The organism is Synechococcus sp. BIOS-E4-1, from assembly GCF_014279995.1.
Classification (GTDB): domain Bacteria; phylum Cyanobacteriota; class Cyanobacteriia; order PCC-6307; family Cyanobiaceae; genus Synechococcus_C.
Genome location: NZ_CP047935.1, coordinates 862,160 through 875,381, shown reverse-complemented (window position 1 = coordinate 875,381; position 13,222 = coordinate 862,160). Strand labels below are relative to the sequence as shown.

General features: G+C 50.5%; 10 protein-coding genes and 1 pseudogene. 3 read left to right on the top strand and 8 right to left on the bottom strand.

Translation table 11 applies throughout. From position 1 onward, the window contains the following. Positions 1-75: 75 nt before the first annotated feature. Both SynBIOSE41_RS04335 and SynBIOSE41_RS04330 read right to left on the bottom strand, forming a co-directional pair. On the bottom strand, positions 76-1,629 hold the full coding sequence (locus tag SynBIOSE41_RS04335; protein ID WP_186539744.1) for a DUF1254 domain-containing protein: 1,554 nt from the start codon (positions 1,627-1,629) through the stop codon (positions 76-78). A gap of 37 nt (positions 1,630-1,666) precedes the next feature. Further along, positions 1,667-3,244: a DUF1254 domain-containing protein gene (locus SynBIOSE41_RS04330; RefSeq protein WP_186539743.1), complete on the bottom strand. Its 1,578-nt coding sequence runs from the start codon at positions 3,242-3,244 to the stop codon at positions 1,667-1,669. A gap of 25 nt (positions 3,245-3,269) precedes the next feature. Here SynBIOSE41_RS04330 and SynBIOSE41_RS04325 point away from each other — a divergent pair, with 25 nt between their 5' ends. After that, entirely contained in the window at positions 3,270-3,527 is a 258-nt protein-coding gene (locus tag SynBIOSE41_RS04325) for a hypothetical protein (RefSeq protein ID WP_186539742.1), read from the top strand. Here SynBIOSE41_RS04325 and SynBIOSE41_RS04320 read toward each other — a convergent pair. From SynBIOSE41_RS04320 to SynBIOSE41_RS17975, 3 genes are all read right to left on the bottom strand, one after another. Next, the gene (locus SynBIOSE41_RS04320; RefSeq protein WP_186539741.1) at positions 3,506-4,570 is read right to left on the bottom strand and encodes a DUF1254 domain-containing protein; all 1,065 of its coding nucleotides are present in this window, start codon (positions 4,568-4,570) and stop codon (positions 3,506-3,508) included. The genes SynBIOSE41_RS04325 and SynBIOSE41_RS04320 overlap by 22 nt on opposite strands. 193 nt (positions 4,571-4,763) lie before the next feature. Next, the gene (locus SynBIOSE41_RS04315; protein ID WP_066906988.1) at positions 4,764-4,985 is read right to left on the bottom strand and encodes a hypothetical protein; all 222 of its coding nucleotides are present in this window, start codon (positions 4,983-4,985) and stop codon (positions 4,764-4,766) included. 563 nt (positions 4,986-5,548) lie between these two features. Further along, a complete protein-coding gene (locus SynBIOSE41_RS17975) occupies positions 5,549-5,674 on the bottom strand; it encodes a hypothetical protein (RefSeq protein ID WP_255475940.1) in 126 nt (41 codons plus the stop codon). Here SynBIOSE41_RS17975 and cbiE point away from each other — a divergent pair. After that, entirely contained in the window at positions 5,673-6,923 is a 1,251-nt protein-coding gene (cbiE, locus tag SynBIOSE41_RS04310; RefSeq protein ID WP_186539740.1) for a precorrin-6y C5,15-methyltransferase (decarboxylating) subunit CbiE, read from the top strand. The two genes, SynBIOSE41_RS17975 and cbiE, sit on opposite strands and share 2 nt — an antisense overlap. Before the next feature lie 33 nt (positions 6,924-6,956). Next, on the top strand, positions 6,957-7,079 hold the full coding sequence (locus SynBIOSE41_RS17970) for a hypothetical protein (protein WP_255355636.1): 123 nt from the start codon (positions 6,957-6,959) through the stop codon (positions 7,077-7,079). Positions 7,080-7,543: 464 nt separating this feature from the next. Here the strand turns inward: SynBIOSE41_RS17970 and SynBIOSE41_RS04305 are convergent, their stop codons facing one another. The 3 genes and pseudogenes from SynBIOSE41_RS04305 to SynBIOSE41_RS04295 all read right to left on the bottom strand — a co-directional run bounded on the left by SynBIOSE41_RS04305 (position 7,544) and on the right by SynBIOSE41_RS04295 (position 13,103). Beyond that, complete coding sequence (locus tag SynBIOSE41_RS04305; protein WP_186539739.1) at positions 7,544-11,749, bottom strand: hypothetical protein; 4,206 nt, start codon at positions 11,747-11,749, stop codon at positions 7,544-7,546. Positions 11,750-12,417: 668 nt separating this feature from the next. Further along, positions 12,418-12,660: a Nif11-like leader peptide family natural product precursor gene (locus tag SynBIOSE41_RS04300; RefSeq protein WP_186539738.1), complete on the bottom strand. Its 243-nt coding sequence runs from the start codon at positions 12,658-12,660 to the stop codon at positions 12,418-12,420. 182 nt (positions 12,661-12,842) lie between these two features. Beyond that, positions 12,843-13,103, bottom strand: a pseudogene (locus SynBIOSE41_RS04295) (Nif11-like leader peptide family natural product precursor). Positions 13,104-13,222 lie beyond the last annotated feature (119 nt).

Genomic DNA, 13,222 nt, shown 5'->3' with positions numbered 1-13,222 from the left:
TGGTCTGCCTGAATGATTTCGGACGGAAGTCACCCGCTGGAAAACAATCAGCCCACGTGTGAAGTCGAAACATGGTCAGACCTTTTCGATATCCCCGAGTTTCCAGGTGCGGTCAAACCACTCCTGCCCGGGTCCGTAGAGACGGAAGATGCCGAACCATCCCTTGCCTGGAACAGTCTTCACCCAGTTAGCCTCCATTCCAGTAGGTGCTTGCGGGCCGAAGTAGAGATCAATGCTGCCATCCGCATTCTTCACCATGTCAGCGTTGCGCTTGTTGTTCTTGCTGGGATAGGGCATTTCGCCGGTCTGCAGCATCGAACGGGTCTGCGGGTCGTAAACCACAAACGACCAGAATTTCTGAGCCGGAGGGTTGGCCGGAATATTCAGTTTGTAGGTGTTGGAACCATTGAGATAAGCGCCGCTGCCGTCCCTTGAACTGAAGGCGTACTGGGAGCCCACACCCGGAATTTCCAGGGCCATGGCCGGTGTATTCACCGTGGCCAGATAGAAGAACAACGTGCGGCCATCCATATCGCGGCCACCGTTACCCTTATCCACCAAATACTCGTGACTGCCACCAGGGAAGCCGGTTTGCCAGTAACCGGCCTTGCCGGGGTAGATGTAATTCTTGGGATCCTTCGGTCCGAACAGAATCGAACGCGCTGTGGCATTACCAATGGCGACCGCCTCGGTGAGCAGGGCCTTCTGCTCCGGGGAAGGGTTGAAAGGCTTGCCTTTCTCAATCCCGATCGACGATGCCATGCCGAGCAGTTCAGGCGAGAACAGGTCGGAAGGCTCGCGTTGAATCACCTCATCAAGCTCCTCATAGAACTTGAAATTGTTGGCATGAATGGTGTTCGTTTCCCAATCCGTGAGGTTTTTGAAGTTATTGGCTGGAGGATTGGCTCGCTCTGAATAGGGATAGACCTTCAAACCACCCTTGAAAGCATTTCTGGCGGTGTCTGTCTTGCCCTGATCATCCAGAAAACCTCGCAGGATCAACCAGTTGATCTTGCTGGGAGTGTTGGCAACGAAATAGCCCTCGGTGTTGGCAGGAGCTGTCTGCCCTGGACCAACAATCAGGTATTTTCCGCCCTTGCCTTTATCGGGGCCGGGACCGCCCATATCCACTACAAAGCGGAAGAAGGCATCGTTCACTGTGCCGGGGCCGGTACCAGCGGGCACCTCAACCACGATGGGACCCTTGGAGAGATCAAGGAAGGCAGTGGCGTAAACCGTGTCGGTATTGCCGGTTAGCCAGAGTGATTTGGAACTCATCAGCTCTTCAAACAAACCGATATCCCGGTTCACCTGCATGCCGTAGCCATCACGGTGCCCCACGTAGAGCATTTCGAGCGATGCCGCCGGCATGAAGTTCAGGAAGGTCTGCACACCACGACCAAGATCCACCTGACGGCGGGCCTTGGCCATGGTGTCGTCGTCGGGGAAACCATCGAAATAGTTGAACGTACCGATCCGTGTCTGCACCCTGTCAGGCGTCAATACATCCTCAGGAATGGTGGTGTTGTAGCCCTTGGGGACGACATCAGCGGCCTGCAAGGCTGAACCGCTGCAGGCAAGCAACAATGCGGAAAGAAGAGCGGAAGGGAAACGAGTTAGAGGAGTCATGGTTGAGAATGAATCGTGGTGTTGATGGGTTCAGGTCTCAACCGAGAGGCTGAATGTCGTTGAGCTGCCAGGTCTTGTCGAACCAAGGCTCCAGCGGTCCGTAAAAACGGAAAATTCCAAACCATCCCTTACCGGGAATGGTCTGAATCCAGTTGGCTTCCTTACCCTGCGGCGCAGTCGGACCGAAGTAGAGATCAATGCTGCCATTGGCGTTGACCACCATGTCTTTGTTGCGCTTGCTGTTTTTGCTGGGCAGCATCTGGGGCGTTTGCAATTCAGAGCGCGTCTGGGGGTCGTAAACCACCATCGACCAGAAATCCTTGGCCGGCACGTTGGCATCCACCGTGAACTTGTAGTTCTTACTGCCATCGAGATAGACGCCATCGGCATCAGTCGCCACCACCCCGTACTGGGATCCAGCACCGACCATCTTCAGGACCATGGCAGGGGTATTGACGGTGTAACCCCAGAAAAAGTTGCTTCTGGCATCAAGGTTTCTGCCGCCCTTGCCGCCATCGATGAGCCATTCATGGCTTCCGCCGGCAAAAGGACTGAACCACTGCTTGTCCTCATAGAAGTAGACGTCGCGATTACGAGGCTTACCCATATCGGAGCGCACATAGGCGACTCCCACCTGCACAGCTTCCTCGAGAATCCTGCGATCCTCAGCACTGGGATTGAAGGGTTTGCCTTTTTCAAGTCCGATCGCCGAAGCCAGCCCGAGCAGTTCTGGGTCAAACAGATCGACCGGTTCACGCTGAATCACCGTGTTCAGCTCCTCAAAGAAGTGGAAATTATTGGCATGGACCGTGTTGAAGACGAGATCGCCTCCTTGCACAAAAGTCATCGCCGGAGGGTTGTCTTTCAGTGAGAGCGGATAAAGACGTACGCCATTTTCATAGTTGGCAACCGCCTGATCAGGCTTGCCTTGATCATCGAGAAAAGCACGCATGATCAACCAGTTGGAGTAGCTGGGTGAACGAAACACGAAATAGCCCTCGGTGTTCGCGGGCTCTGCGTCGTCGGGACCAAGGATCAGATACTTGCCTCCTTTGCCCCGATCTGGGCCGGGAGCACCTGTATCGGCCACAAATCGGAAATAGGCATCATTGATCGTGCCAGGGCCGAGGCCGGCTGGGATTTCAATCACCATCGGCCCCGTGTCCTTCAGATTGAAGAAGGCGGAGCCATACACCGTGTCGGTATTTCCGGTCAGAAACAGTGGATTGGAATTCAGCGGGGCCATCAACATGACCTTCGTGTAGTCGTCGACCCCCTGCTGCGCATGACCGACACGCATCATCTCGATGCTGGCAGCCGGCATCAACGTGAGAAACGTCTCATAGGCGCGGATGAATTTGAGGTAATCAAAACTGGCGTCTACCGTGGCGGCATCCGGCATGCCGTCGAAAAAGCGAAACGTGCCTGCACTGGTATCGACCTGATCAGGCGTGAACAGCTCAGCGGGAATTGGCGTGGTGTAACCCCTTGGGACAGGACCTGAAGCGTTGACAGCGCTCTGTGCAAGGACTGGCGTGCTCAGACTGGCAGCAAACGCTGAAGCGAGAAAAACAGCGGAAGACCTGGTGCGGAATCTGCTCGCGAACCCTTTCATTGACTGCCGAATTAGCGTTCTTTTTTTGTTTAAAGAAAATCAGGTGATGCGACTGCGCAGCAAAAAGAAATTCGCCCAAACGGGATCAGGGGGAATTCTGGCTGCATACCATCCGGCAAAAACCACAAGCGAAAACGCGTGCGAACATCATCCACACGCGCTCAGCCAAATGGTTTTTTTTCGCCAGCAACAAGGACCTTACTCAGACAAAACTGCGTCGATCCAACAGAAAAGTCATAACACAAAGCCCTTGGGCGGCATTCATTTTGCCGATTCGAATTGAGGAGAAGTCCACGAACCATCAAAGTAAGCTTTCGTTGGTGAGTAGATGCGAATCGCGGCATTCCATCCCGGATAAATATCAAGATAATTGTCTTGATTTTTATCACCACCGAGATGAATCACATACTCTCCTTGCTCATTCTGCTTGGCAAAAGCACTGTTGATATTATAGTTTTCACCAATGGAAAAACCTTCCCTATCATAGATAGTCACTGACCAGAACGCCCGCGGATCAATCGGAACGTTTTTCAGAGTCAGCGTCTGAGGCTCTGTCGAGTCAACGACCTTCGGGAATGGATAAACAGCGCCTTCCTTAGGGAGGCCGCCCCAGCCGATGGCAACCCCGAAGTTGCGCATTTCAGGACTGATCTGCCCTTTTTTGCCAAAAGCCATTTCCGATGTGATCCCCTCTGGCTGCCGTCGCGCGTTGTAGTCAGCGCGCAAGGCCAGAATTTGCTTCATGTCGTACTTGTGACCCACAACAAATGAGCCCTTCTCGCTCTGCTCAAGCTTGATCTGCTCCTGAACAGCAGCTGCCTGCTTGAGATCTTCGGGATCCTGCATGTTCACCTGAGTCCGCACAAAAGCGAACACATAACGACTACCCATGGAATCCTTGGTGAGGTTGTAGCGCCCCGGCTTGTCACTGATCAACGGGATCCAGTGTTCGTCATCCACGACCTCGAGAATCTGATAGCGATCGGTGTCGGGCAACACCACAGTGGCCGGACTGTTGAGATCCAGCACAGCGAAGGAATAGAGCGTATCGAAATTGGGCCGCAGAATCGAACGTTCTTTTGGATCCTGGGCCGTCTTTTGGTGGAAGAACACACCAACGCCATCACTGCAGGTGCCTTTGGCGATCTTGCGCACATAATCGGCAAGGATCACTTCGGTTTCCGCAAAGGCATAGTTGGCTTTCGTGACCGGAGTCACCACCGTGGCGGTCTGTTCAACAGCAGCTTCAGGACAGCTTTGGCCGCTCGACGCCAACCTGACGCTGCCCGCTTGGCCGTTGAGCCCCGTCAAGGCAGCGCATCCCATAGCTGAAGCAAAAAGAAGCGAGGCTCCGCGGCGTAAAGACTTGCTCACAGACAGTCGTTGTATGAACTAAGGACCTACTAGCAATGCTGTTGATCGCCGGCAATAGAAGGCCTGACGACACGAGTGGGCATCATCAGCATTGCTAGCGCCCTGACGATTGAAACCAAAAACCTGACTTACAACCGGCCCACTTTCAATCCAGGGAAAATTCTTTTACCAGGCTCAGAAGATCACGCATATCTCCCTCTGACAATCGGCAGACATTTTCAACCCATTTTTCCATCATTTCTTGAATTTCTTCGCCCTGAAAATCGTCACTAAACGTGGAGTGAGCTTGCTTCAACATCACTCCAATATCCTTATGAGGCAACCACCAGTGAACACTGGAAATCCGATCGACTCGACTCGATGTCATTCGAGACCAATCGCAAAAGCTTACTGTAAGAATTCAGGGCATTGGCTTAAAGTTGAATGCATCGATGGCAAGTAGTGATTGATGCGGACGCTTGGGGCACAATTAACCACTGCAGCCATGCTCAAGATGGCAAGCATCAAATCATCAACTTAACACTGATCAAATGATTGCTGATCAAGCGTTATGGGCAGCAGATTCGGTTGTTCCGAGAAGCTCAGCCAACCTTGTGGTGTCTCTTGCAAAACTGATCGCACCAGCCATTGTCATTGAGATTGGCTGAAAAGCATGGAACCAACGATCAATCGCTTCATGCTCTTCATCGCGACATTCAGACAGGAATTGAATTAATCTCAGATCCATTGCGCTACAAAATCTGGGAGAATAATGCAGGCAACTTTCATTCAACCTTGATCAATTGTTGCTGTGCAGAAGCCCAAAATGTATCTGGCAGAAGTGATTGAGTATTTATTCCCCAAAACCATAAAAAGCAGCAGCAATATACTCGGCAATCAATGTCAGCCATTGTTCTGGGAACAATGAGAGACAAGCGCAACAGCAAGGGATCACACTGCATGGATGGATGTCAGTGAAATGGCCTTGGCGACCGGAACCTGGGCCGCTTCTGTGGTGAAGACTGCCAACGAGCTCTGAACTGCAGAGGCTCGGCGCTGGCATGAGAATGACACCATGATTGATGTGATCGGTACCGATGCAGGTGCCCCTGACTCGCTGCCAGAAGCACTCCAGGCCTTGGTGCGACAAGCCGATCTGATCGCTGCGCCGCACAGGATGCAACCAGCGCTGAAGCAGTGGCTGAAATGTGACTCCTCAGCAAGGTGCCTCAACAGCGACGAGCCGATCAGCCTCTGCCAGAGCCTGAGAGCCCTCGGCTCAGACCAACGAGGTGTGGTGCTGGCCAGTGGCGATCCGCTCTGGTTCGGTATCGGCCGGATCCTGATCGAACGTCTGGGGCGAGAGAGTCTGCGCTTTCACCCCGGTCCATCCTCACTGCAACTGGCTTTTGCTCGATTGGGGAGACCCTGGCAGAACGCGGAATGGATCAGCCTGCATGGGCGTGATTCAGCTCCACTGATCCAACGACTGCAACAGCGCCCCTCCGCCCTTGCTGTGCTCACCGATCCCAGCCGCGGCGGGGTGAATGATGTGCGACGCATCCTCAGCAGCAGCGGGCTGGAAGCGAGTTACGCCCTCTGGCTTTTTGAAGCACTGGGCCACAATGATGAGCGCGTCCAGCGTCTTAACCCAACGCAGGCCACCCCCTCTGATCTCAATCCCTTGCACCTGGTGGTGCTGCTGGCAGAACCTCCTGCCGATCCGATTGCAGACACTTTGCCTCTGTTCGGACTCGACGACGGCCTGTATCTACAACACCACGACCGACCGGGTCTGATGACCAAGCGGGAAGTGAGAATCCAGCTGCTGGCTGATCTGCAGCTGCCTCAACAAGGGGTGCTCTGGGATCTAGGCGCTGGCACCGGCAGCGTGGGTTTGGAAGCACTGAGACTCCGGCCGCAACTGCAACTGTTTGCTGTAGAACAACGCAGCGGTGGCGGAACGCTGATTGAGGCCAATGCCAGACGACTGGGAGTGAAACCAGCAGTTGTGGTTGAAGCCAGCGCCCTGTCTGTTCTCGAAGAGTTGCCAGCACCCGATCGCGTGCTCCTGGGCGGGGGCGGCCGCCAGCGATCAGAGCTCTTGCAAGCCGTGATCGATCGCATGAACCCGGGAGGCGTCGTTGCCATTCCGATGGCCAACGTTGAAGCCCTTGCAGAACTGAAGCCAATCCTGGATCAAGCCAGCTGGGCCATTCAGATCAGCCAGCAGCAGGCCTATCGCGGTCAACCTCTGGCGGATGGCACCCGGCTAGCACCCATGAACCCAGTCCTAATTCTCCGCGGCAGCAAAACGAAAGGCTGACCTGCAGAATCAAGGCCGTTCCAATCCCGATCCATGCCGGTGCAGAAGGAGAAGCAGGTCTCACCCCTGCGCATGAAAATCACGCTGCTGATCGCTGGATTCGGCCCACTGCTGGCTGTCGGGCTGTTTTTACAGTCCAAGGGATTCTTTGGCTGAACTTGGCCAAGCTGCACTGTCACACCATCAACCGAAGAACCAATGGCAAGAACGACAGAAAGTCTCTAAGAGCAAAACATCACGACAAAGCACCCAAGACTTAGCCAGTCGCATGTCAACGCTGACGAAAGTTCTTTACTGGTCTGGGGTCGATGAATCTGATCGGGGAACACACTGTTGAGGTCCACAGCAAAAGGATTGGAGCCAAGAGGGGCCGACCAATCAATGAAAAGACAAACGATGCACAGGAAATGAAGCGTCGTGGGGTCTCAGTTCTGCCAATGAACGTCACCACCTGAGCGATCCAGGAGTAGGTGGATCCACTGGAGTTTCAGAGGCAACGTTCTGACAGGGCTCAGTTGACCAGGAAGCCAGTGGCGGCACACTACCGGAGCAATAAAAAACCCCGCACTTAGCGGGGCTTGGCCTAGTCGTTGTAGTCATCATTAAGTCTCCAATGACTGTTAGACCATCTCAATCACTCCAGCTGGTGTAGACGTTGACCGATAGGTTGCGTTAGCTCCCACAGCCTCGAACGGATCACTTATCACTGGTTTCCCAGCGATGGATGTTGCGATCGGATCGACGTCAAGAACGCTGAGTGTTTCAGGATGAGTGTTGAACTCATTGTTGGAATTGATGCCATTGGAATGAGCTGCAAGCAGATTTCCTGAATGATTCACAGACCCTTCACTGAGGCCGGCATCTTGATGCATTGGAGTCCAGTCAGAGCTGTCTGAGTCTGCATTGGTCATTGTCTCTCCAGTTAAAGAATCAGTACCTCCTTTTAATTGCGGGGCGGTACCGGTGACATTGCTGGCGGATTCACCAGTGTTTCCAGTGAGTGAATCAACCATCATTGGCTGATCAACTGATGCAGAGGCAGAGGCAGAGGCAGAGGCAGTTGTTGGCTCAGCATCAGATTTGGTTAGCGGGCTAACACTTGGATCGACCTTTTTAACCTCTTGACCTACTGGTTTGGATGGATTGAACTCTGGCTCAAAAACTTGATTGTCTTTGGTGATGACTGTTGGATCTCCCATGACGTTTTGATAGCCAACAATTGTTTTCTTATCATTCTCTTTAACGAGGTTGACCTCTTTTTTTGTTCTATCAATAGATACTTTGTACCCATTTTTAATCTGTGAGTCCAAGCCCTTGATAATGAGTGAATTTCTCCCACCGGCTCCATCAATTGTTGTTTTTTTGATAGAATCAGAATGTTTTGTTGTACTCTCAAAGTCAACCACAAAGACTTCGTTGTACTGAGAACCCTTCGCTTTAGAACTGTGCCCCATTGCCAATGCATAGTGGCTGGCAACATTTGTTGTTCTGGCTGGATCCAACGTAGAATATTCAACAGGTCGCGAAGCTCCTTGAAGGTTAATATCAGCCTTGTCGCCAAGAATAATCGTTTCAATCCCAGTCAACGTATCATTCATGATTGCTGTTTCGCTGGAATTTGCAAACGAGACTTTTAGATTGCCATCATTTCCAGCTCTTATCTTTAAGCCCTTATTGATATTGCTATAGCTGGCCACATCACGACCCTCCCCTCCATCAACATGGTCCACTCCAAGACCTGGCGTGATGTGGTCGTTACCCCGCCCTGCACGAATAGTACTATCACCTTTATCGCCTTTAACAACGTCATCACCTTGATGAGTTGCAACAACCAGGTTTGTGCGATCATCAACTTTAGTCTTGTCACGCCTGATCTCTACCTGGTCACGACCGACACCAGTCTGAGGATCTTGACTTGCATTTTCTTTATACTTCCATGCAGATTTAGTGCTAAAAACTTTTACAGCCGTAGCGCCTATTTTCACGTAGCTCAAAAACGAATTGATGTATTCAGTTTTGTTTGTCGTGTTTCTCATTGCTTCGGTTTGCTCTTTTGTTAATACAAACCTCATGATTTGCTTTGCATTGGCAACATCAGAGTTGCTTGAGTATTGATTGTGGTAAACATTGATAATGCCTTTGTTTTGATCGTTTTTGCCTCCCCATTTCAGGATTGCATCTTGACCTGGCTGAAAAATTACCCCGTGGGTACCTAATTTGAAGTCATGGGTGGTTGTGATTGTTCTTGAGTGATCTTTTTGAGTGTCCGATATATGTAAACCGTTTCTAATTTGGGCGCTATATGCTTCATGCTCTTTGATTGTGACCTCTCTTGCTTTTAGTTCGTCCTTAATCCGCTGATCTTCCTTGAGTTCCGTCATCAAGGCACCCCAGAATCCTCCGACTACTGTCCAAGCCTTCATGGTATGCGCTACAGCTGGACCCCACATACTCGAAATGTTCGGTGCATGCATTTTCCCTGGAGTCATCACACTATTGATCCAATTCTGCGCAAAATTTCTGCGACTTGCTTTTATTTCTTCCACACTCTTTGTAGCATAGATTTTGCTACCTACCGCTGTCAGCGCATTTTGCCAATTTTGCCATCCGTCAATCGCATGGGCATTCACGTTACTTTGACCAGTTTCAGTTCGTGAAATAATTAACTGTGGGATATCAGGATTCAGATAAATTTCTTTTCCTCGTATATTAGCTTTAGTTTCATCCTTTTCGTAGGAAGTTGCCTTAACGATAAAAGATGTGGCGCGACCTTCTTTCTTCTCAATCGTCGTAAACTTGCCTGAATGATCAAATATTTTGCTCTTGTCTACTCCGTTTGGGTCGGCATTCTTAGTAATCCCCTGCACCTTCTTGAGATTCACAGCACTTGATTGCTTATCATCTGATTCGCGTACATCATCAATTTTTGCTTCAACACTCCGCATGAACATTCCTTTAACTTTTCCGGCACTCTTTGACGACTCTGCTTTGTTGCCTCGGAAATCAGACTCAGTAATTTCTACTGAGTTTTTGCCATTAGCGCGTGCCAGAGAACTTACAACTCCAAGCGCAGCACCATTACCGGACTTGCCAGGTTCTGGAGCATTAAATTTATCGTTGGGATTGTCTGAATAAGACTCAGCGTTGCCACCCCACGTTCCTGCTTTACCACGCTCAGTGCTTGGTGTGACTTTGATGTTGTACCCGTATCGCTTAATTCCTTTCCAGCCATCTGTTGTATGCCATATTGCAGATCCACCAACAGTTCCTTTGATTGATTCTCCCGCTCCATAACCGCTGGTGCCAGGCCGACCTGGTTGGCCTGCATAGCCACGTGAGCCTGGTGACATTGATTGGAATAATGGTTGGTGATTTGCTTGGACATATTCGCCACCACCACCACTTCCGCTACCTGGTGCAGCCTCACCAAGATTGCTTGTACTTGTGGCATCGCTTCCTCTGCGGCCATCATGATCCATGGGGCTTGGACCTGGACGATGAAATCCAAGCCCCCCATGCGATTGCACGACCCCTTTTTTCCCGCCGGCAATCTCTTTGCGATTCAGGCTGTGCTCTCTTCCGTTGAGCGTTCCTCCATTACGGCCAGGTTGCCCATTTTGAGGAGCAGTGCTTCTATTTTTACGACTGTAAGCAAATGCTCTGCCATTGCCACCTTTAGCTCCGACTGCGCCTTCACCGCCGATGACGTTATTCCCCTGAAAAACACTATCGTGAACTTTGAGATGTCCATTGAAATGAAGGATTGCTGATCCTGCCCCAAGGCCACCACCGCCACCGCCATTAGCTAATCCATCGCTTCCCTTTGCCGTAGTGTTGGCAACATTAATTTTAGCTAGCGAAACATGTAAATCTGGCGCATTTTCAAGGGGTGTTTTGTTTGCATACTTGTATTCACCAACCGTGATTGCAGGCCCATCATCCTTACGAGTAATGGTGATATTTTTGGTTTCATTTACGTTAAAGACTGTGTCTCCGTGTGTGACATGAAGGCCTTCCGTTTGTTCAATATACATACTTTTGCTGAATCTAATCTCACTTGCAATCCCCTTTTTACCATTTTCGTTGGCTTTTTCGATTGCCTTGCCCAGCGATCCTTCGCTATTATCCCCATTATTATTAGTGACCATGATTAATGCTCGCTGTTTGAGCTCAACATTCTGAGTTTTTTTTGTTTCAGTAGAATTATCTTTCACTTCTACTGCAAATTCATAGCTTTTGCCAGCTTCTAGGCTTGTCCCTTTCTTAACACTCACCCTCCCATTGGCGTTGACCTGGAAGGATTGCGCGTCTCTGCCACTGAGTTGATAGCTGCACTTCCGATCTGTATTCCATGTGCCCACAGTCGTCTTAGCTATAAGATCTTCTTGACCATTAAGCGTGATCTTAACTCGATCATTTGCATCACCCATAGGTCCTTGCAAATTCAACGTGCTAGCGCTGATAGTTCCATCATTGTTGATATCTCGATTGTGATTTTCCTCAACCTTGTAGATTGAATTTGGAGTGGCTAAATGTTTGACTTCTGTTTGCGTCCAGCTTTTATTTGTTTGATTGATGCTGTACTTGGTTTCGCGGAATGCTCCGGTATCAGCATTTTGCCAGATCACACTTCCGCTTTCGCCAACTTGCTCGGCACTGATCATGTGCCACTTCTGATCAACTGCGGTGCTGGCTTTGCCATCTTGGCCATGAATGGCAAAGCTGGTCTCGCCTTGCTTGGCCACCATTGTTTGGTCGCCGGTTTGCTCCAGCAATTCTGTTTGGCCAGCTGCGTCGAGTTGGAGTTTGGTGTAGGTGACCTGCATTGATCTTGTGTTGGTGTGGGATTTCTCCCGGACACCTGCACCATGTCTGATGCGTTTGTGAGCTCCTGGTTGCACCCTGGTGCAACCATTGAGCAGTTCTGGTGGAGTCCTGGTGAACGGATCAGATCCCCTTCCTAGGCAGCGTTCAGCTCACCCTGAAACCAGACACGCCAAAGCTTTCCGTATCAGTCCTTTTTGGAATGAGATGCAAATATTTCCCAGCACATCTGCCGCCTGGCGGTGCTTGCTGGACATCGAGCAGAAATTTCCTAAGCCCCATGGCACAACAGCACGGACACTGCCCCCCTGCCCCCTCTCCTTGCCTTCAGGGAGTGTTGGTCACGGGATTGGCACTGAAATGAAAGCATCAGCTGCGGTAGGGCTTCGCAGCACGAATAGCACGAGTGATAGCGATAGGAAATAAAGTCTTTGGCACTTGGATTGAGCGAATATCATTAGAACCAGGGAAAAGAATTGCGAGGCTTTATTCGCTGTAACTTACATTTTTGTGGATTTTTCAGGTTGCTGTATGGGTGAAACCAGTGACTATTTTGTCGACAATGATACCAGATAATGAAAACTGATTTGCAGGCTTTTAGGGGTGCTTGAAGTAAAAAACACCCTTATCAATGTAGGAGGCTTTTGAATGTGTAGGCTTGCTGATTGGATCATTCTGGAGCTGCTTTGAATATGGATCTCCAGATACAGCTCTGTCTACAAATTCCACCAGCCACACCTTCCAGCTCATCTTGTGAAATCTCGGCCTGAATGTCATCAGCTGAAATCGTAAATCCCAGATCTTTAGCTATTGCAACCACTGCATCAGAATCGGCTGCAGCTTTTAGCTTCTCCTGAACGCTTGTGTCGCCTTTGACTTTCTCTAGAAAGGCTTTGAGTTGCTCGTCTGACATGGTTATCGGGAGTCTTTAACAGTTATAGCAACGACATCTTAAAGCGTCTTTAGCTAATAATTGCTGCACTTAATCGTGCCGGGTATTGAAGGCTGATTGATGGTCTTTTTGGGGTGATTGAAGCAATAAAAAGCCCCTGCAGTTACAGGGGCTCTTATGAGTAAACTAATGAGTAAACTTGTCTAACACTCATAAATCGAGCAAAAACACCCACAGCTGCCGGTGCCACAGGTATGGCGCCCGGTGCCACCTCCAGCCGATCCTTCCAGCTCCTCGTTAGAAATCTCTGATTGAGCGTTCAAGTCATCAGCAGAGATGCTAAAGCCAGCATCTTTTGCAATCGCAAGAACTGCATCTGAATCAGCAGCGGCTTTGAGCTTATCCTAAAGACTGGTGTCAGCTTTGACCTTCTCAAGAAAGGCTTTGAGTTGCTCGTCTGACATGGGTATCAGGTCTGTTCAGCAGTCATAACAACAGTCGGCAGTAGGCAATGAAAAGCCCCGCTGTTGGCGGGGCGTGATTGATGTGAGATTTTTTGTCGGGAGATCGATAGCGACTACTC